Raw genomic sequence first — 19,893 nt, forward strand, 5'->3', positions numbered from 1 at the left:
TTAGAAGTACCCCTCACGCTTGCGGTCTTCCATGGCCGCCTCGCTGACCTTGTCGTCGCCGCGGGTCGCGCCACGCTCGGTGATCCGGGTGGCGGCGACCTCGTCGATGACCTTGTCGATGGTGTCCGCGTCGCTGCGGACGGCGGCGGTGCACGAGGCGTCGCCGACGGTGCGGTAGCGCACCCGCTCCACGAACGGCGTCTCGCCCGCCTTCAGCGGCAGGAACTCGTTGATCGCGTAGAGCATGCCGTTGCGGTCGACGACCTCGCGGTCGTGCGCGTAGTAGATGCCGGGCAGGTCGATGCCCTCGCGGGCGATGTAGTGCCAGACGTCCAGCTCGGTCCAGTTGGACAGCGGGAAGACCCGGATCGACTCGCCGGGCGCGATGCGGGCGTTGTAGAGCGCCCACAGCTCGGGCCGCTGGTTGCGCGGGTCCCACTGGCCGAAGTCGTCGCGGAAGCTGAAGACGCGCTCCTTGGCGCGGGCCTTCTCCTCGTCGCGGCGGGCGCCGCCGAACAGCGCGTCGAAGCGGTACTTCTCGACCGCGTCGAGCAGCACCGGGGTCTGGATCCGGTTGCGCATGCCGTCGCCGGACTCGCGGACCAGGCCGCTGTCGATCGCCTCCTGGACGCTGGCCACGATGAGCTGCACGTTGAGCTCGTTGACGCGGCGGTCACGGTAGGCGAGCACCTCGGGGAAGTTGTGCCCCGTGTCGACGTGCATGACCGGGAACGGGATCCGTCCGGGGGCGAACGCCTTCTCCGCGAGACGGAGCATGACGATCGAGTCCTTGCCGCCGGAGAACAGCAGGACGGGCCGCTCGAACTCGGCGACGACCTCGCGCATGATGAACAGGCTCTCGGCCTCGAGAGCGTCCAGATGCGACACGCGGTAGGGCGCGCGACTCATGGTTGGCGGATACCTTTCCCTAGGGGGCGACAGACGCGCTGATCGCGGCCAGCAACTGAGGCGCCAGTGCCTTCCGACACACCACCAGGTCAGGCAGCCGTGGGTCGGGCTGGTTGTATTCCAACGTAGTCCCGTCGATCCGGGAAGCGTGCAGGCCCGTGGCGACCGCCACAGCGACCGGTGCGGCGGAGTCCCACTCGTACTGGCCGCCGGCGTGGACGTAGGCGTCGACGGCGCCGTCGATCACCGCGGCGATCTTCGCGCCGGCGGAGCCCATCGGCACCAGCTCGATCGGCAGCCGCTCGGCGAGCGCCGTGAGCAGGGCCGGCGGGCGGGTGCGGCTGGCGGCCAGGCGGATCGGCTCGCCCTGCACCCCGGGCATCGGCGGGAACGGCGGCGGCGCGTCGGTGCCAAGCACACAGTGCTGGGCCGGCAGGGCCACGGCGCCGGCCAGCAGGCGGCCCCAGCCGACTGCGCGCTGCGGCTGCGGGGTGCCGTCGCCGGCGTACTCGGTGATCCGCGCGGACGTGCGTCCCCACAGAGCGACGTGGACCGCCCAGTCGGCGCGGCCCTCCTCGCCGAACTCGCGGGTGCCGTCGAGCGGGTCGACGATCCAGACGCGGTCGGCGCTGAGCCGGGTGGCGCTGTCGGCGCCCTCCTCGGACAGGACCGCGTCAGCCGGGCGCCAGCGCTCCAGCTGCGCGACCAGCAGCTCGTGCGACAGCCGGTCACCGGCCTTGCGCAGGGCCGCCGGGTCGGCGTAGCCCATCTCCTCGCGCAGCTTGAGCAGCAGGTCGCCGGCGCGCTGGGCCAGCCAGCGGGCGAACCCGCCGTCGGTGGCGGGTGGCAGATCGGTCATCAGTACGCTCCAGCCCCTCGGGTCACCGCGCTCAACGTCCGCAGCATGATCACCAGGTCGAGCGACAACGACCAGTTCTCCACATACTGCAGGTCGAGGCGGACCGCTTCGTCCCACGATAGGTCCGACCGGCCGGACACCTGCCAGAGGCCGGTCATCCCGGGCCGCACGGCCAGCCTGCGGCGGGCGTCGTCCGGATACACGGCGACCTCCTCCGGCAGCGGCGGGCGCGGCCCGACCAGTGACATGCTGCCCCCGAGCACATTGAGCAGCTGGGGCAGCTCGTCGAGCGAAAACTTGCGCAGAAGCCGCCCGACGCGGGTGACCCGGGGGTCGTTGCGCAGTTTGAACAGCGCGCCGCCGACTTCGTTGAGGTGCCGCAGCTCGGCGAGGCGGGCCTCGGCATCCACGTGCATGGTGCGGAACTTGACGATCACGAACTCACGACCGTCTTTGCCCACACGTACTTGACGAAACAGTACCGGCCCTTGTGACTCCGCGCGAACCGCAAGCGCCAGACCAGCCAGAAGAGGGCTCAGCAGGACCAGCAGCACGAGCGCGCCGACCCGGTCCACGACCGCCTTCAGCACCCGCCGCGCGCCGGTCAGCGTGGGATGCTCGACGTGCAGCATCGGCAGGCCGTCGACCGGGCGGATGGTGGTGCGGCTGCCGGCCACGTCGATCAGGGTGCTCGCCACGATCAGGTCGATGTCGTCGCGCTCCAGGCGCCAGGCGAGGCGGCGCAGCGCGTGCCCGTCCAGCTCCGGGCAGGACAGCACCAGCACCGTGTCGGCCCTGGCCTGGCGGACCGCGCCGGCGATCTCGTCGAACGTGCCCAGCACCGGCACGCCGGGCACGGTGCCCTCCTCGGCGAGGCAGGCGCCGACGACCTTGAGGCCGTGGTAGCGCTCCCGGCACAGCTGCCTGGTCATCGCCTCGACGGCCAGCTCGTGCCCGACGACCACGACCCGGCGCATGCACGCGCCGCGGGTCTTGCGGGCCCGGTGCAGCAGCTGCCGCAGCACGAACCGCGACACCAGGCACCCGGACGTGACCAGCGGCAGCGCGACGATGAACCAGCCGCGGGCGATCGAGACCTCCGCGGCGTAGGCGCCGACGATGGTCGCGGCGGTCAGCCCCAGGCCGGCGCGCAGCACCCGCTGGTACTCGTCGGTGCCGACGAACAGGTACCGCTTCTCGTAGGCGCGGTTGGCGGCGAGGGTGGCGGTGAAGGCGACCGGCAGGAGGGCGCTCAGCAGCGCGTAGCGGCTGTTGTAGTGGGTCAGCACCGAGCCGAAGCGCGCCTCGAACGCGACGAGCCCGGCCAGCACCCCGATCAGGGTGTCGATGAGCAGCAGGGTCCGCAGGTAGCGCCCCTCCCACGCCCAGCGGGCCCGGTGCCGGGGCGCCCTGGCGGGTTCGGCCGGCGGCTCGGCGGGTTTCGCGTGCGGCGGTTCGGTGGGTTTCGCGGCCGGCACGAACGTGGCCGCCCGGCCGACGGCGTCCTCGACGGCGGCTTCGAGCTGCGGTGAGACGTGCGCGGGCGGGACCGGCGGGCCGGGCGCGGGCGACACGGGGGCGGCAGTCCGGGCGGCCGCGGCGGCGGGGGATCCGGGACGGCGGTTGACCGTGCCGAGCGGGCTGGGCCGCCGCCGCACCACCTGCCGTTCGACGGTCTCGGCCCGCTGGACGCTCTCGGCGGGCGCGACCGGCGCGACGGATGCCATCGGCGCGGCCTGCGTCGTGGCCGTCACGGGTCGCTGGCTGGCCTGGAGGGTGTTGCTCTGCCGTTCCGGACGGCGCAGCCCGCCTGAGCGTTCGTCGCGCCGCCGGGCGCCCGGGCGCTCCTCCCACCGCAGGCCGGCGCGCTCCTCGCGGCGTGGCCCGTCCGCCCGCTCCTCGCGGCGCAGGCCGCCGGGGCGGTCCTCTGGGCGCAGGTGTGCCGGGCGGTGGAAGCCGTCCGGCGTTCGCCCGCTGTCGACCGCCACGCACGCCTCCTCAAGTCCGCCTTCTTTGCAAAAGGTGCGACTTGGAGTACAACGTGCAACTCGGACATGCGTCACGCCGACACACGGACCGGCATGCAGGGTTCAGACCGTACGGCCGATGGACAACTGGCCGTCAGGACGCGTGGTACTGGTTCTGCGTCGGCTCGAGCCCGCGCTCGACGACCATCTCCACGGCGTCCGCGGCGCGGTCGATGAAGAAGTCGAGCTCCTTGCGCTCCACCGCGGTGAAGTCCGACAGCACGAAGTCGGCCGGGTTCTGCCGCCCGGGCGGCCGGCCGATGCCGAAGCGGACCCGCACGTAGTCCTTGCTGCCCAGCGACGACGACATTGACCGCAGCCCGTTGTGGCCGCCCTCGCCACCGCCCTGCTTGAGCCGCAGCTGCTCGTAGGGCACGTCGAGCTCGTCGTGCACGGCGATCACCTGGCCGACCGGCACCTTGTAGAACTGGGCCAGCCCGGCGACCGGGCCGCCGGACAGGTTCATGAAGGTCAGCGGCTTGACCAGCACGATGCGGGGCCCACCGATGCGCAGGCGCCCCTCGGCCACGTCGGCGGCGACCCGCCGGTGCCGGGAGAAACGCAGCCCGGCCCGCTGCGCGATCAGGTCGGCCACCATGAAGCCGACGTTGTGGCGGTGGCGCGCGTACTCCGGGCCGGGGTTGCCCAGCCCGACGATCAGCCAGGGCGCGGTGTCCGTCATCAGGTCCCCTCATACGGCAAGGTCGCGGGTGCCCTCGGGCGCCCGCGACCTTGTGTCGAACGACTCAGGCGTCGGCCGGCTCCGGGGTCGCCTCGGTCTCGGCCGGGGCGGCCTCGCCGGTCTCGCCCTCGAGCGCCTCGGCGGTCGGGGAGGCGGAGACGACGGCGACGACGGTCTCGGGGTCGGCGGCCAGCTCGGAACCCGCGGGCATCTGCACATCGCCGGCGGTGACGAGGCTGCCGGCCTCGAGGCCCGCGATGGAGACCTCGACGAACTCGGGCAGCTTGGTGGCGTCGGCGAGCACGGCCAGGGTGGTGTTCTCCACCATGACCAGGGTGTCGCGGGCGGCCTCGCCGGTCAGGTGGACCGGGATCTCGACCGTGACCTTCTCGCCGCGGCGCACGACCAGCAGGTCGACGTGCTCGTAGGTGTCCTTGATCGGGTCACGCTGGATCGCCTTCGGCAGGGCGAGCGCGGTGCCGCCACCGGTGATCTCGATGTTGAAGATCTGGTTCTTGCCGCCGTGCCGGATGGCGGCGGCGAACTCGCGGGCGGGCAGGGCGATGTGGCGGGGCGCTTCGCCGTGGCCGTACAGCACGGCGGGCACCTTGCCGGCCCGGCGCGTGCGACGGGCACCACCCTTGCCGAACTCGGTGCGGGGCTCAGCGCTGATCTTTACCTCGGACACGGCAAAAACTCCTGATGCGGTTGTGCGGCGGGCACCGGCCGGCGCGACCGGTAACAGTTGTCGTGGTGCGGCGCTCGGGCGAGGAGGCGCACGGGGCACAGGCCCGGAGCACCGCGTCGATCACGGAGCCCTCATGGCCGTCATGCCGAGCCGGTGAGAACCGCTTTCGCGACCGTCATCGGAACGCACGCCCGGCCCTTGGAGCACCCTCGCCGTGGCAACCGGACCAGCTTACCCGAGACCGCTGAGCGCCTTCACATCGCACCCGTCCGGTTGTGCAGATCACGCGCCCGTGTCAACCGGACGGGCCGCGGAGCCCGCCAGGAAATCAGGACAGGCCGCCGAAAAGGGTCGTGACCGACCCGTCGTCGAACACCTCGCGGATCGCCCGGGCCAGCAGCGGGGCGATGGAGAGCTGGGTGATCTTGTCGACCTTCTTGTCGCTGGGCAGCGGCAGCGTGTTGGTCACCACGATCTCGCTGATCCGGCTGGCGGCGAGCCGGTCGCAGGCCGGGTCGGACAGCACCGGGTGGGTCGCGGCGACCACGACGTCGGCGGCACCCTCGTTGAAGAGGATGCCGGCGGCGCCGACGATCGTGCCGCCCGTGTCGATCATGTCGTCGACGATCAAGCAGACCCGGCCCTCGACCTCGCCGACGACCCGGTTGGCGACGATCTGGTTGGGCTTGGACGGGTCCCGGGTCTTGTGGATGAACGCCAGCGGGCAGCCGCCGAGGCGGTCGGTCCAGCGCTCGGCGACCCGCACCCGGCCCGAGTCGGGCGCGACGACGGTGATCGGGCGCCCGGCGTACTTGGCCTCGATGTGGTCGGCGAGGGTGTTCATCGCGAACAGGTGGTCGACCGGCCCGTCGAAGAAGCCCTGGATCTGCGCGGTGTGCAGGTCCACGGTGAGGATCCGGTTGGCGCCTGCCGTCTTGAGCAGGTCGGCGACGAGCCGGGCGGAGATCGGCTCGCGCCCGCGGTGCTTCTTGTCCTGCCGGGCGTACGGGTAGAACGGCAGGACGACCGTGATCCGCTTGGCCGAGCCGCGCTTGAGCGCGTCGACCATGATCAGGCACTCCATCAGCCAGTCGTTGATCGGCGCGACCATCGACTGCACGACGAAGGCGTCCGAGCCGCGCACCGACTCCCGGTAGCGGATGAAGATCTCGCCGCTGGCGAAGTCGTAGGCGTCCATCGGTGTCGGCTCGACGCCGAGCACCGCCCCGATCTCCTCAGCGAGCGCGGGAAACCCCCGGCCGGAGAAGAGCATGAGGTTCTTGCGGTTCTCCGAACTGATGCTGGCCATTAGGGTCGCCCGCTCCCGATCTCGTGGTTGGGCTCATTGTTCGTCGCGCGGCCCCACGTCTGCCACCGAGGCGGGGGTGACGTGGTTTTCTTCACGTGTCTGGGCATCGCGCGCGGCTTGCGCGGCGGCTGTGCCTGGGCGCTTGCGCTCCACCCAGCCCTCGATGTTGCGCTGCGGCGCGCGGGACACGGCGAGCGCCCCCGGCGGCACGTCCTTGGTGATCACGCTGCCCGCGGCGGTGTAGGCACCGTCGCCGACGTGCACCGGGGCGACGATCATGTTGTCGGCGCCGGTCCGCGCGTGCGCGCCGATCACGGAGCGGCGCTTCTGCACCCCGTCGTAGTTGACGAAGACGGTCGCAGCGCCGATGTTGGTGCCCTCGCCGATCTCGGCGTCGCCGACGTAGGACAGGTGCGGAACTTTCGCGCCATCGCCGACGGTGGCGGCCTTGGTCTCCACGAACGTGCCGATCTTCGACTTGCGCCCGAGGCTCGTGCCGGGGCGCAGGTAGGCGAACGGCCCGACCGACGCCTGCGGCCCGATCTCCGAGGACAGCGCGTGGGTGCGCATGACCGTGGCACCGTCGCCGACGACCACGTCGACGAGTGTGGTGTCCGGGCCGACCACCGCGCCCTCGCCGATGCGGGTCGCGCCGCGCAGGTGCGTGTTGGGCTCGACGACCGCGTCCCTCGCGAGGGTGACGGTGACGTCGATCCAGGTGGTCGCCGGGTCGATGATCGCGACGCCGTCGCGCATCCACTCGTCGTTGATCCGGTCCCGCATGAGGGCGCGCAGCCCGGCGAGCTCGGCGCGGTCGTTGGCGCCGAGGGTCTCCGTCGCGTCCGGGGCCCGGTGCGCGACGATCGGCGCGCCGGCCTCGGCGAGCAGCCCGATGACGTCGGTGAGGTACTCCTCGCCCTGGTCGTTGTCGGTGGACAGCTTGCCGAGCATCTCGCGCAGCCGCTCGGCGTCGAACACGTAGGCGCCCGAGTTGATCTCGCGGATGCCCCGCTGGGCGGGGGTGGCGTCGCGCTCCTCCACGATGGCGGCGAACTCGCCGCCCCGGTTGCGCACGATGCGGCCGAGGCCCGTGGGGTCGGCGACCTCGGCGGTCAGCACGGTGGCCGCCGCCTTGGTGCTCTCGTGCGTGTGGATCAGCGCGCTGAGGGTCTCGGCGCGCAGCAGCGGGATGTCGCCGTTGAGCACGACCACGGTGCCGGTGAGCCCCGCGGCCAGCCCCGGGGCCTCGTCCAGCGCGATGCGCACGGCGTGCCCGGTGCCGCGCTGCTCGATCTGCGTGACCGGCACCGCCTCCGGAGCGACCTGCTCCAGGTGGGCCCGGACCAGCTCACCGCCGTGACCGACGACCACCGTGACGGCGCCGCCGACGGCCTCCTGCGCCGCGGCCAGCACGTGCCCCACCAGGGTCCTGCCGAGCAGCGGATGGAGCACCTTCGGCAGGGCGGACTTCATCCGCTTCCCCTCGCCGGCGGCCAGGATGATCACGTTTCGCACGGGCGCGCTCCTCGACGGTGTCGGTGCGCCCCATCGTAGTCAGGTGGCTGGGGTGCCAGGATTCGAACCTGGACTGCGAGGCTCCAAAGGCCTGCGGGCTGCCGTTACCCCACACCCCAAAGATCTGCGAGTGCAGCGTACCGGGCGCATGAATCCGGCTTGTATCGAGGCCGGTTTGCTCACCCGCGCGGCGGGCCGGCCGATCTTTCCGGACGAACATCACACAAGGCGGCGGGTAATCAGCTTGACACAGAGCTCGTCTGGCGAACCTACGGACCCGTAAGTTACGGTGACGTAAGCGTAGCCCCGTCGATCTCCCCGCCCGGCGAAGAGCCCGTTGAGAGGTGTCATGTCCGCTGTACTCCTTGATCCCGCCCCAGGTCACCCCCCGGACCGCGGGCCGAAGGCCCTGACCCAGGGGCGCCAGAGCGCCGGAATCCTGGTCGCCCTGTGGGGCTTCGTGGTCCTGCCGTTCGTCGCCCTGCTGGCGGCCGTCCCCGTCGCCTGGGGCTGGGGGCTCACCTGGCTCGACGTCGCGCTCGGCGCCGTGTTCTACGTGATCGGCGGGCTCGGCATCGGCACGGGCTTCCACCGGTACCTCACCCACGGCGCCTTCAAGGCCAACCGGGGGCTGCGCATCGTGCTGACCGTGGCCGGCAGCAGCGCGATCGAGGGCAGCCCGACGCAGTGGGTCGCCGACCACCGCCGCCACCACGCGTTCTCCGACCGCGAGGGCGACCCGCACTCGCCGTGGCGCTTCGGGGAGTCCGTCAGCGGCCTGGTGAAGGGCCTCTTCTACGCCCACGTGGGCTGGCTGTTCTTCCGCGAGCTGTCCAACCGGGAGCGCTTCGCCCCGGACCTGCTCGCCGACAAGGACATCCGCCGCATCGACAAGCTCTTCCCGGTCATCGTGATCCTGTCCGCGACGCTGCCCGCGGTGATCGCCGGCCTGGTCACCTGGTCGTGGCAGGGCGCGCTGTCGGCGTTCTTCTGGGCCGGCCTGGTCCGCATCGGCCTGCTGCACCACGTCACCTGGTCGATCAACTCGATCTGCCACGTCTACGGGGAGCGGCCGTTCGAGACCCGCGAGGGCGACCGGGCCAGCAACTTCTGGCCGCTGGCGATCCTGTCCTTCGGCGAGAGCTGGCACAACCTGCACCACGCCGACCCGACCTGCGCCCGCCACGGGGTCGACAAGGGCCAGGTCGACATCAACGCCCGGCTCATCTGGATCTTCGAGAAGCTCGGCTGGGCCGCCGACGCGCGCTGGCCGAAGCGTGACCGGCTCGATGCGAAGCGGGTCGCCGCCGCCGGCGGCACGGCTGGCACGATGAGCGGGTGACCGACCTTCCGGAGGAAACACCGCACGTCCAGCGCTCGACGAGCCCACCGCCACCGCCGAGCCTGCCGAAGTCCCGGGTGCGGATGTCCGCCGCCCAGCGCCGCGAGCAGCTCATCGCCATCGGGCGGGCGCTGTTCGCGGAGCGGGGGTTCGACGCCACCTCCATCGAGGAGGTGGCGTCGCGTGCGAAGGTCTCCAAACCCGTCGTCTACGAGCACTTCGGCGGCAAGGAGGGGCTCTACGCGGTGGTCGTGGACCGCGAGGTCCGCGGCCTGCTGGACCGGATCACCAACGCGCTGACCGCGGGCCACCCGCACGAGCTGCTCGAGCAGGCGGCCCTGGCGCTGCTGGACTACATCGAGAACGAGACCGACGGCTTCCGGGTCCTGGTGCGCGAGTCGCCGGTGATGTCGCCGACCGGCAACTTCATGAGCGTCCTCAACGACGTCGCCCACCAGGCCGAGCACATCCTGGGCTCGGAGTTCAAGCGCCGCGGCTTCGACCCGAAGCTCGCCGAGCTCTACTCGCAGGCCCTCGTCGGGATGGTCGCGCTGACCGGCCGGTGGTGGCTGGAGGTGCGCAAACCGCGCAAAGAGGTCGTCGCGGCGCACCTGGTCAACCTGGCGTGGAACGGCCTGTCCAACATGGAGGCCAAGCCCACGCTCGTCACCAGGCAGGGCAAGTAGACGGACGCGGGCGGCGCCCAGGAGGCACCGCCCGCGGTCTCACGCCGTGCGGGGACCGTGGCGGAACTGCTCCTCGGCCTCGGCCGCGGAGGTGCTGCCGACCCGGTCGTAGAGGCTGGCGGTGCCGGTGACGCCCGCGAGGATGAACGTGACGATCACGTTGACCATCGAGAACGCGAAGATGTTGGCCTCGGTCTGCAGCAGCGCGAGCATCGCCATGCCGACGACCGTCAGCACCACGCCCGCGAGCTGGTTGATGTGGTGGGCCAGGTTGCGGCCGATGAGGTTGGCGCCGAGCACGACGACCCCGGCGACCAGCGACAGCAGCGAGAAGGCGGGGTTGGTGCGCAGCCCCAGCACCCACTCGGCCCCGTCCTGGCTGAAGAACGGCTGGCCCGACGTCTGGACGAATCCGACCACGCCGAAGACCAGCATGTAGAGACCGGCGACGACGCAGAGCAGCCGGTACAGGGGCCGGAGGTGGTGGTTGATCGGAAAGTGAGCGGCCATGACCGCATTCTAGGGCCGGGTCATCCGGCGATCTCGACGAGGGCGAGCCATTGCTCCTCGACGATCGCTTTCTCCTCCTGCACCGCGCGCAGCTCGGCGTCCAGCGAGGTGATCCGGGCGTAGTCGGTGGCGTGCTCGGCCAGCTGGGCGTGCAGCGCCGCCTCCTTCTGCGCGAGCCGGTCCATGCTGCGCTCCAGCTTCGCCAGCTCCTTCTTCGCCGCCCGCGCGTCCTTCTCCGACGCGCGCAGGTCCGCGGCGCGTTCCCGGCCTGGCTGCGCCGCGGCGTCGCGCCCGGCGCCGAAGCCCTCCCCGGCGACGCTGATGCGCTCCAGGTACTCGTCGACCCCGCCCGGCAGGTGGACCAGGTGCCCGTCGCCGAACATGCCGTAGACGACGTCGGCGACCCGCTCGACCAGGTACCGGTCGTGGCTGGCCACCACGATCGTGCCCGGCCAGGAGTCGAGCAGGTCCTCCAGCGCGGCGAGGGTGTCGATGTCCAGGTCGTTGGTCGGCTCGTCGAGCAGCAGCACGTTGGGCTCCGCGGCGAGCAGGCGCAGCAGCTGCAGCCGGCGCCGCTCGCCGCCGGACAGGTCGGCGACCGGCGTCCACACCCGGGCGCCGCTGAAGCCGAACACCTCGGCCAGCTGCGACGCGGTCAGCTCCCGGTCGCCGAGCCTGACCCGCTTGGCGACCTCCTCGACCGCCTCGAGCAGGCGCAGCCCGGCCGGCAGCTCGTGCAGCTCCTGCGACAGGAACGCGGCCCGCACGGTGCTGCCGCGCAGGATCCGGCCGCTGTCGGGCTCGCGGACGCCGGCCAGGACCCGCAGCAGCGTCGTCTTGCCGGCGCCGTTGGCACCGAGGATCGCGATCCGGTCGCCGGGGCCGACCAGCCAGTCCACATCGGACAGCAGGGTCCGCTGCCCGGCGCGCAGGTCCACCTTGGACAGTTCGTACACCTGCTTGCCCAGCCGCGAGACCGCCAGGCGCTGCAGTGACACCGTGTCGCGGGCCGGCGGCACGTCGGCGATGAGCGCGTTGGCCGCGTCGATGCGGAACTTCGGCTTGCTGGTGCGCGCCGGCGGGCCGCGCCGCAGCCAGGCGATCTCCTTGCGCAGCAGGTTCTGCCGGCGCGACTCCGCCTCGGCGGCGACCCGCAGCCGCTCCGCCCGGGCGAGGGTCCAGGCCGCGTACCCACCCTCGTAGGCGCGCACGGTCGCGTCGGCGACCTCCCACGTGGTCGTGCAGACCGCGTCGAGGAACCACCGGTCGTGGGTGACCACCATGAGCGCGCCGCGGCGCTGCAGCAGGTGCCGGGCCAGCCAGGCGATGCCGGCGACGTCGAGATGGTTGGTGGGCTCGTCGAGGATCAGCAGGTCCGCGGGGCGCACCAGCAGCGCGGCGATCGCGATGCGCCGCCGCTCGCCGCCGGACATCGGCCCGACCGGCGCGTCCAGCCCCAGGTGCGGCATGCCGAGCCCGTTGAGCACCGTGCGGACCCCGGCGTCGCCGGCCCACTCGTGCTCCGCGGCGAACGCGGCCGGCAGCCAGGCGGTGCCGATGATGACGTCGCGGACGGTCGCCGCCGGCGGCAGGTCGAGGTTCTGCGGCAGCGCGGAGACCCGCAGGTCACGCCGGTGGGTGACGCGGCCCTCGTCGGGCTCCTCGGCCTTGGTGAGCATCCGCAGCAGGGTCGTCTTGCCGGCCCCGTTGAGCCCGACCACGCCGATGCGGTCGGCGTCGTCGACGCCGAGGGACACCTCGTCGAAGATCCGGCCGGCCGGGTACGTCTTGCCGACCTTGTCCAGGTTGATGATGTTGGCCATCTACAGCACTCTCGCTCCGGGCACGGGACCGACGGCGGTGCGCACCGCGCGGCAGCAGTCGCTGGCTTCCAGGTCGGCTGCGAGCAGCGCGGCGTGCCTGGCGTCCTCGGCCAGGAAGACGCAGGTCGGACCGGAGCCGGACACGAGCGCGGCGAGCGCGCCCGCGTCGAGCCCGGCGTCCAGGACGCCGCGCAGTTCCGGGCGCAGGTGCAGCGCGGCGGCCTGCAGGTCGTTGGCCAGGTGCGCGGCGAGCACGTCGGGGTCCTTCTGCCGCAGCGCGGCGAGCAACCCGTCCGGCGGGCCCGCCTCGCTCTGCGCGCCCAACTCGTCGAACGTCCGGTAGACCGTCGGGGTGGACAGGCCCTCCTCGGCCACCGCGAGGACCCAGTGCCAGGCTTGCCCGCCGGTCAGGACCGGGCTGACCAGCTCGCCGCGGCCGGTGCCCAGCGCCGTGCCGCCCAGGACCAGGAACGGGATGTCGGAGCCCAGGCTCGCGGCGATGCCGGCGAGGTCGTCGCGGGACAGCCCGGTCCCCCACAGCTGGTCGCAGGCGACGAGGGCGGCGGCCGCGTCGGCACTGCCGCCGGCGAGGCCCGCGGCGATCGGGATCTGCTTCTTCAGGTGCAGCCGCGCGTGCGCGTCGTGGCCGGTCTCCGCCGCCAGGGCCCGCGCCGCCCGGATGACGAGGTTGTCCTCGCCGAGCGACAGCTGGCCGGTCCCCTCGCCCTCCATGGTGAGCGTCAGCGTGTCGCCGCGGCGGGCGGTGATCTCGTCGTACAGGCCGATCGCCTGATACACGGTGGTCAGCTCGTGGAAGCCGTCCGGCCGCGGCGGGCCGACGTGCAGGTGCAGGTTGATCTTCGCCGGCACGCGGACCCGGACCGGTCCGTGCGCGGCCAGGCGCGGCCGGTCGAACTCCTCGTCGTCGTCATCGGAGAAGAGCGGCTCGGTCACGTGGAGCACCCTACCTGGGCGACGCGTGCGCCTGCCGCTGGCTCGCGATGCGGATGAAGTCCTCCACCGTGAGCTGCTCCCCGCGGGCGCCGGGGTCGACCCCCGCGGCCCGCAGGACCCGCTCCGCGGCGTCAGGCCCGCCGGCCCAGCCCGCGAGCGCGGCCCGCAGCGTCTTGCGGCGCTGGGCGAACGCGGCGTCCACCACGGCGAACGTCTCCCTGCGGTCGGCGCCCGCGGGTGGCTCGCGCCGGGTGAACGCCACCAGGCCCGAGTCGACGTTGGGCACCGGCCAGAACACGCTCGGCGGCACCTTGCCGGCCAGCTTCGACGTCGCGTACCAGGCGAGCTTCACGCTCGGCACGCCGTAGACGCGGCTGCCGGGGCCGGCGACGAGCCGGTCGGCGACCTCCTTCTGCACCATGACCAGGCCCTTGCGTAGCGACGGCACGGTGGCGAGCAGGTGCAGCACGACGGGCACGGCGACGTTGTACGGCAGGTTCGCCACCAGCGCGGTCGGCGCCTGCTCCACCTCCACCCGCAGCGCGTCACCCTCCACCACGTGCAGCCGGCCGGCGTGCTCCGGGGCGTACCGGGCGACGGTGTCCGGCAGCGCCTTGGCCAGTACCGGATCGATCTCGACGGCACAGACGGCCTGCGCCGCCTCCAGCAGGCCCAGGGTGAGCGAGCCGAGGCCCGGCCCGACCTCGAGCGCGACGTCATCGCCGGTCAGCTCGGCGGCGCGTACGATGCGCCGCACGGTGTTGGGGTCGTGGACGAAGTTCTGCCCCAGCTGCTTGGTCGGCCGGACGCCCAGCGACGCCGCGAGGTCCCGGATCTCGGCCGGCCCGAGCAGCGTCATCGCCACTGCCCGAACGCGCGCGTGCCGTTGGCGGACAGGGCCGCGCACAGCGCGTCCAGGTCGTGCCCGGTGACCTCGGCGAGGGCCCGCACCGTCAGCGGGATGAGGTAGCTGGCGTTGGGCCGGCCACGGAACGGCGTCGGGGTCAAAAACGGCGCGTCGGTCTCCACCAGCAGGCCGTCCAGCGGCGTGATCGCCGCCGCCGCCCGCAGCTGCCGGGCGTTGCCGAAGGTGAGGGTGCCGGCGAAACTCAGCAGGAACCCGCGGTCCAGGCAATCCCGGGCGAAGGACTCGTCGCCGGAGAAGCAGTGCATGACGACCTGGTCCGGGGCGCCCTCCTCGTCGAGCACGCGCAGGATGTCGTCGTGCGCGTCGCGGTCGTGGATGACGAGCGTCTTGCCGTGCCGCTTGGCGATCGCGATGTGCGCCCGGAAGCTCTCGTGCTGGGCCTTGCGCCCGTCCTCGCCGGTGCGGAAGTAGTCCAGCCCGGTCTCGCCGATCCCGCGGACCCGCGGGTGCGCGGCGAGCCGCTCGATCTCCCGCAGCGCGGCGTCCAGGTCCGCCAGGCGCGGCGCGTCGTTCGGGTGCAGGGCGACCGTCGCCACCACCCCAGGGTGCTCCTCGGCGACCCGTACCCCCCACTGCGACGACGGCACGTCGACCCCGACCTGCACCAGCCGGTCGACCCCGGCGGCCTCGGCCAGCGCGAGGGCGTCGGCCACCGTCGACGGCCCGCCGACCCCGTCGTCCTCGAGGGTGATGTCGATGTGGGTGTGGCTGTCCGGCACCGCGACCGGCAACGGCTCGGGCGCCGGCGGGAACGTGCCCTCCCGGCTGTGTTTTCTCGCACTCACGCCGCGGGCCCGCTTCGCTCCCCGGCGCCGCCGGGCACCGCACGCTGGACCATCATTCGCTCGTTTCGCTCAGTCATCGGCCATAAGCATGCCACCCCCGCCTCCGGCGTTCACGATTCGTTCACCGCAGCCACATCACCCGGCCTTAGCGTCGGGAAGGTGACAGTCATCGGGCATGCGGAAGGGTCCGCGACCCGCACCGTGACCCTCGACGGGACCACCTACCCGGCCGAGGAGATCGCGCAGGGCGCCGCCTTCGAGGTGTACGCGACACAACCCGCCCCCGGTTTCCTGCCCAACCCGCGCCCGGGCGCCCGCTGGCCGTTCCGGCGGTTCGTGCACGCGACCGAGGTCGGCTCGGCGCTGGACGGGCTGGAGGACGAGCCGCTGCTCATGCCCGTCACCCGCGCCCTGGACTGGACCGCCCTGCACAAGCTCACCCAGACCCCGGCCGCCGCCGCGCAGCTCGCCCCGATCCGCCGCACCGCCGCCGTCCGCCGCGGCACCCGCATGATCAAGTTCCTGACGGGCCGGCAGCTCGGCGGCCACCTGCGCGGCTGGCCGGTCAGCGGCTTCTGCTACCGCGCCTTCGACGTCGCCCACCTGCGCACCCCGGCCGACCTGGCGATCCTCAGCGGCGGCAGCCCCGACACCGACGGCGGCGTGGTCTTCGCGATCCGCTGGCGGGCCGTGGACCCCTGGGACTACGAGGTGCCCCTCGCCGGCACGTACGACGGCCTCGTCGCCATGCCGCCGCACGACCGGCTCGGCTCCCCTGTCATCGGCACCGGCTTCGCCCCGAGCGGCCGGCACATCGTGCCCGAGTTCGTCACCCGCGACCTGGCCGAGCTGCCCGTCCCGGCGAACACGTCGCTGGTCGCCTACACCGGCGACGGCACCGAGGTCACGCTGTACACGTACCTGCCGGAGCAGCGCGCGTGGAGCCGGATGCACGGCCCCCAGTGGCGCCACCTGCTGCCCGACACCATCGCCGCGGATCAGGAGTACTTCCCGACCACCACCCCGCTGACCCGCTACGTGGGCCGCTACCGCGACAACGTCTACGAGGCGATCGTCGACCCGCCGGGCGAGTTCCGGGTCGCGGCGAAGACCCGCGCCGCCCGCTACCCCCTGGACGCCCTGGCCCGCCGCATCCCGACGGCCACCTGGCGCGACGCGCCCTGCACCGTGATCCGCGAGGAGGGCGACTGGCTCCGGCTGCGCCTGAGCCGCCCGGACGGTGACCAGGTCGCCCGCCTGGGCGCCCACTGCGTGGAGCGCGGCCTGTACGAGGCCTGGGCCCCGGCCGCCGAGGTCACCGACCCCCGCGAGCAGGACCACTGGTTCGAGCTGTAGCAGCTCCTGAGCAGTTCCCGGCTTCTGGCGGAGCCCCTCCGGTGCTGCGACCGTTCACTTCTGGCGGAGCCTCTCTGGTGCTGCGACCGTCCACGGGGTCGCAGCCGCAACGGCGCGGTCTGCTCCGTGGTCGGCAGCCGCCACCTTCGCCCGTCCACGGTGTCCGTGCCGCGGTGGCAGCGGACCGGCAGCGACCCACGCCACCGCCACGGGAACCGCACCGACACGCCACCCGCCTGACGGCGTTTCGCCACCGTGCACCAAGCATCGGCGTGCCGGCGCAGCACCGACCGGGCCTCGACCTGGCCCAGGTCACCAAACGTGCCCGGCCCGGCGCCCGCCATCCCGCCGGCCGACCACCGTGGTGATCCAAGTCGCGTCCCGGTCGCCCAGATGACCACGACACGACTTCGATCAACCAAGCAAGATCACGCCTGAGCCGGTGGTGGCGGCCCCACGTCCTCGAAGCCCCGCGCCGCGCTGTCGCGCGTCGGCTCCGGCCGGGCGAGTTTGCACGGATGGCGATCTCCACCCCGGCCGAAGGGGCGCGGCGGGCGGCGTCAGCTGGCCTGGGCCTCGGAGGAGTCGGCGACCGGCGTGCCGGCGGCGTGGGAGAAGGACTGCAGGCCCTGGACCAGGGCGGCGCGGTCGTCCGGGGACATGCGGCGCAGGACCGCGGCGATGGTCTCCTGGCGCTGGCGGCTGAGGCCGTCGAGCAGGCGGCGGGCCGTCGGGGTCAGGACCAGCCAGACCTCGCGCCGGTCGCGGTCGTCGTTGGTGCGGCGCAGCAGGTCGGCGGCCTCGAGGCGGTCGCAGAGGCGGCTGGCCGAGGACGGCGCGGTGTGCAGCGCGATCGCCAACTGGGTGAGGTTGATCGAGCCGGCCTGGTCGACGACGCCAAGGACGCGCAGCTGGGCGGCGGAGACGCCGGAGTTGTCGTTGGCGGCGCTGGTGGCGAGGACCAGGGCCTGACCCGCGGCGTCGACCAGCGCGGCGGCCATGGAGGCCGCGTCGTCACTGCCAGCCGGGTGCGGTGAAGGTCGGCTCCGCACGTCGTCCTCCGAGGGTCGCGGGGATCACGGGTCGGCTCTGGGCGACCAGTCGAGGCACACGATCAACGCATCGTCGGCGAGCTCGGCGCCCGCGTGATAGTCACGAAGGCTCCGCATGACGCTGCTGATCGCTTCGGCCGGTGGCTGCAACCGAGTCGATCGTATGGCACGACTCAACTCGCGCTCACCGTACGCGGCCTCGTTCGGCCGGGTCGCATTATGCACCCCGTCGCTGACGATGAAGAGACGGTCTCCGGGGTGGAGGCGTTCGCGTTCCTCGACGTACCTGGTGTCGCCGAACATGCCGAGCGGCAGCTGCGGGTCGAGGACCATGTCACGGACCTGGCCGCCGCGGACCAGCAGCAGGCGGGGCGATCCGGCGTCGATGATATGCAGCTCGCCGGTGGCGATATTGAGCGACAGCAGCAGGGTCGCGACGTGGCGGGTGCCGCCGTACTGCGACGAGATCGCGTCGGCGGCGAGGACCGCCTGGTCGGCGAGGTCGCCGGGGGCGCTCTGCCCGGCGGGGATCGACCGGCGGGCGTTGCGCATGGCGTTGACCGCGAGGGTCGTGAGCAGCGCCGCGTCCAGGCCGGTGCCCATGCCGTCGAGCGCGGTGACGGTGAGCCAGTCGCCGTTGACGGACCAGTCGAAGTGGTCGCCGCCGACGGCGTACGCCGGCTCCAGCTGCCCGGCGAGCTTCAGGCCGGGCTGGTCGTAGCCCCGGGCGGGCAGGAGGTCCCACTGCATCTCGGCGGCCATCGTCAACCGCCCGCTGCGCCGCCGGTCGAGGTGGTAGCGGTCGGTGCGCCGGTACGCCGCCTGCACCGCCACCGCGAACGCGCCCGCCACCTCGCGCAGGCTCTCCCGGGCCTCCGGGGCGCGCTCGGCGTCCAGCAGCACGCTGAGCACCCCGACGCGCTCGCCCCAGGCGCTGATCGGCAGGTGCAGCCGGGCGAGCGCCTGACCCTCCCGGGCCTCCAGGACGACCGTCTGGCTGGCGAAGGCGCGGGTGGCGGACGGCAGCTGGTCCTCGGCGTGGTCCGGCTCGCCCCCGCTCGGCGAGAGCGTGGTCGAGCGGTAGTCGGCGAGCCACACGATGCTGCTCTTCGCGCCGTGGGCCGCACTCAGGTGGGCGTCGAGCACCTCCACCAGGCGATCAGGTGGAGCGGTGCGCAAAGCCTTCTCGATGGAGCCAACGCCGGACATGCGAGCCTTTCACCATCCACGACCGAAGCCTTTGCTTGCCGTGCGGCAAACAATATAAGGCAGTGCGTCGACTGTGGTGATACCCAGTTACCGTCGCGGTGCTACACCCAGCGAGATCCGAGCCACATGCGCGAGAACCACTCGGTGTACGTAATGTCCATACCACTATAGATCGGGTAGAAATACGCAAAACAGGCCGCAATGAGCAGCACGTATGCGCCGGCCACGATCGAACCGATCAGCCTGTGGTCGCTGGCGGGCTTCACGTGCCGGGGCGGGCCGATGATCGCGCCCAGCACGTAGACCACGGCGAGGACCAGGAACGGCTCGGCCGGCAGGGCGTAGAAGTAGAACATCGTGCGGTGGTCGGGCATCGACTGGAACCACGGCAGGATGCCGGCCAGGGCGCAGGCCATGATCAGCCAGGCGCGGCCGTCGCGGCGGGCGATCGCCAGCCAGCCCAGCGCGATCAGCGCCGGCAGGAACGACCACCACAGCAGCGGCGTGCCGAGCAGCAGGATCTCCGAGGCGCAGCTGCTCGCGCCGCACGGGCCGTCGGTGTTCCAGTAGAACGCCACCGGACGGCCCAGCAGCAGCCACATCCAGGGCCAGGATTGGTACTGGTGCTTCGTGCTCAGCCCGGTGTGGAAGTTGTACGCCTCCACGTGGTAGTGCCACAGGTTGTACAGCGGGTCGATGATGAAGCGGTCACCGGCCAGGCCGTTGCTTTGCGCGTACCAGTGCCGGAAGTAGCCGTCGTCGGAGAGGAACCAGCCGGTCCAGGTGGCCAGGTAGGCCACGAACGCGAGGCCGAACACGGCGAAGATCCAGCCGCCGTCGTCGAGGATGCCGTCGCGGATCGCGTGCCGCGACCCGGCGGCGCGGCGGGCGCTGATGTCGAAGATCAGCGTCAGCGCGACGAAGAGCAGCACGTACCACAGCGCGCTCCACTTGACGCCGCACGCGAGACCGAGCGAGACGGCGCAGGCCAGCCGGTACCACGGCACGCCCAGCTTCGGCCGGTTGCCGGCGCCGGGCCGGCTCGGGTCGATCCCCCGCTCCAGCGCCGCGAGCCACCGGGCGCGGCGCTGCTCGCGGTCCAGGACCAGGAAGTAGAACGCGACCACGATCCAGAACATCAGGAAGATGTCCAGCAGCGCCGCCCGCGACAGCACGAAATGCATACCGTCCAGCGACATCAGCAACCCCGCCGTCGCGGCCAGGATCGTCGAGCGGAACAACCGCCGCGCCGCCAGCAC

Annotated in this window: 18 protein-coding genes and 1 tRNA gene; 3 read left to right on the forward strand and 16 right to left on the reverse strand. The window is 72.4% G+C overall.

Annotated features, from left to right (window positions below; all coding sequences use genetic code 11):
* The 8 genes from cysD to AB0H83_RS26785 all read right to left on the reverse strand — a co-directional run bounded on the left by cysD (position 1) and on the right by AB0H83_RS26785 (position 8,108).
* Positions 1-909, reverse strand: coding sequence for a sulfate adenylyltransferase subunit CysD (gene cysD, locus AB0H83_RS26750; RefSeq protein WP_360099047.1), 909 nt, complete (start codon positions 907-909; stop codon positions 1-3).
* 19 nt (positions 910-928) lie between these two features.
* Positions 929-1,768: an inositol monophosphatase family protein gene (locus AB0H83_RS26755; protein ID WP_360099049.1), complete on the reverse strand. Its 840-nt coding sequence runs from the start codon at positions 1,766-1,768 to the stop codon at positions 929-931.
* Positions 1,768-3,756 carry a sugar transferase gene (locus tag AB0H83_RS26760; RefSeq protein WP_360099051.1) on the reverse strand — a complete coding sequence of 663 codons (1,989 nt, stop codon included), beginning with the start codon at positions 3,754-3,756 and terminating at the stop codon, positions 1,768-1,770. Before AB0H83_RS26760 ends, AB0H83_RS26755 begins: the two co-directional genes overlap by 1 nt.
* 133 nt (positions 3,757-3,889) lie before the next feature.
* The gene (pth, locus tag AB0H83_RS26765) at positions 3,890-4,480 is read right to left on the reverse strand and encodes an aminoacyl-tRNA hydrolase (protein ID WP_360099087.1); all 591 of its coding nucleotides are present in this window, start codon (positions 4,478-4,480) and stop codon (positions 3,890-3,892) included.
* Between the two features lie 61 nt (positions 4,481-4,541).
* The gene (locus tag AB0H83_RS26770; RefSeq protein WP_360099053.1) at positions 4,542-5,165 is read right to left on the reverse strand and encodes a 50S ribosomal protein L25/general stress protein Ctc; all 624 of its coding nucleotides are present in this window, start codon (positions 5,163-5,165) and stop codon (positions 4,542-4,544) included.
* 328 nt (positions 5,166-5,493) lie between these two features.
* Entirely contained in the window at positions 5,494-6,474 is a 981-nt protein-coding gene (locus tag AB0H83_RS26775; RefSeq protein ID WP_360099055.1) for a ribose-phosphate diphosphokinase, read from the reverse strand.
* A 33-nt stretch (positions 6,475-6,507) separates the two neighbouring features.
* The gene (glmU, locus tag AB0H83_RS26780) at positions 6,508-7,989 is read right to left on the reverse strand and encodes a bifunctional UDP-N-acetylglucosamine diphosphorylase/glucosamine-1-phosphate N-acetyltransferase GlmU (protein ID WP_360099057.1); all 1,482 of its coding nucleotides are present in this window, start codon (positions 7,987-7,989) and stop codon (positions 6,508-6,510) included.
* Between the two features lie 44 nt (positions 7,990-8,033).
* Positions 8,034-8,108: transfer RNA gene (locus AB0H83_RS26785), tRNA-Gln, on the reverse strand.
* Positions 8,109-8,338: 230 nt separating this feature from the next.
* Between AB0H83_RS26785 and AB0H83_RS26790 the strand changes: the two genes are divergently transcribed.
* Entirely contained in the window at positions 8,339-9,331 is a 993-nt protein-coding gene (locus AB0H83_RS26790) for a fatty acid desaturase (protein WP_360099059.1), read from the forward strand.
* 83 nt (positions 9,332-9,414) lie between these two features.
* Entirely contained in the window at positions 9,415-10,017 is a 603-nt protein-coding gene (locus tag AB0H83_RS26795; protein ID WP_360099089.1) for a TetR/AcrR family transcriptional regulator, read from the forward strand.
* 39 nt (positions 10,018-10,056) lie between these two features.
* Here AB0H83_RS26795 and AB0H83_RS26800 read toward each other — a convergent pair whose 3' ends face one another.
* The 5 genes from AB0H83_RS26800 to AB0H83_RS26820 all read right to left on the reverse strand — a co-directional run bounded on the left by AB0H83_RS26800 (position 10,057) and on the right by AB0H83_RS26820 (position 15,017).
* A complete protein-coding gene (locus AB0H83_RS26800) occupies positions 10,057-10,527 on the reverse strand; it encodes a DUF4383 domain-containing protein (protein ID WP_360099061.1) in 471 nt (156 codons plus the stop codon).
* A gap of 20 nt (positions 10,528-10,547) precedes the next feature.
* Positions 10,548-12,350, reverse strand: coding sequence for an ABC-F family ATP-binding cassette domain-containing protein (locus tag AB0H83_RS26805; protein ID WP_360099063.1), 1,803 nt, complete (start codon positions 12,348-12,350; stop codon positions 10,548-10,550).
* Positions 12,351-13,250 (reverse strand): 4-(cytidine 5'-diphospho)-2-C-methyl-D-erythritol kinase, encoded by a 900-nt coding sequence (locus tag AB0H83_RS26810; protein ID WP_360099091.1) that lies wholly within the window; start codon positions 13,248-13,250, stop codon positions 12,351-12,353.
* Between the two features lie 64 nt (positions 13,251-13,314).
* Positions 13,315-14,163: a 16S rRNA (adenine(1518)-N(6)/adenine(1519)-N(6))-dimethyltransferase RsmA gene (rsmA, locus tag AB0H83_RS26815; RefSeq protein WP_360099065.1), complete on the reverse strand. Its 849-nt coding sequence runs from the start codon at positions 14,161-14,163 to the stop codon at positions 13,315-13,317.
* Positions 14,160-15,017: a TatD family hydrolase gene (locus AB0H83_RS26820; RefSeq protein ID WP_360099067.1), complete on the reverse strand. Its 858-nt coding sequence runs from the start codon at positions 15,015-15,017 to the stop codon at positions 14,160-14,162. Before AB0H83_RS26820 ends, rsmA begins: the two co-directional genes overlap by 4 nt.
* Positions 15,018-15,176: 159 nt before the next feature.
* Here AB0H83_RS26820 and AB0H83_RS26825 point away from each other — a divergent pair, with 159 nt between their 5' ends.
* On the forward strand, positions 15,177-16,373 hold the full coding sequence (locus AB0H83_RS26825; RefSeq protein WP_360099069.1) for a hypothetical protein: 1,197 nt from the start codon (positions 15,177-15,179) through the stop codon (positions 16,371-16,373).
* 560 nt (positions 16,374-16,933) lie between these two features.
* On the opposite strand, the gene AB0H83_RS26830 is transcribed toward AB0H83_RS26825, so the two are convergent.
* The 3 genes from AB0H83_RS26830 to AB0H83_RS26840 all read right to left on the reverse strand — a co-directional run.
* Positions 16,934-17,374 (reverse strand): MarR family transcriptional regulator, encoded by a 441-nt coding sequence (locus tag AB0H83_RS26830; RefSeq protein ID WP_360099071.1) that lies wholly within the window; start codon positions 17,372-17,374, stop codon positions 16,934-16,936.
* Between the two features lie 75 nt (positions 17,375-17,449).
* Positions 17,450-18,577 carry a PP2C family protein-serine/threonine phosphatase gene (locus tag AB0H83_RS26835; RefSeq protein ID WP_360099073.1) on the reverse strand — a complete coding sequence of 376 codons (1,128 nt, stop codon included), beginning with the start codon at positions 18,575-18,577 and terminating at the stop codon, positions 17,450-17,452.
* 158 nt (positions 18,578-18,735) lie between these two features.
* A partial coding sequence (locus AB0H83_RS26840) for a phospholipid carrier-dependent glycosyltransferase (protein WP_360099075.1) occupies positions 18,736-19,893 on the reverse strand: 1,158 nt, incomplete at its 5' end.

This window comes from Dactylosporangium sp. NPDC050688, assembly GCF_040654515.1.
GTDB lineage: Bacteria > Actinomycetota > Actinomycetes > Mycobacteriales > Micromonosporaceae > Dactylosporangium.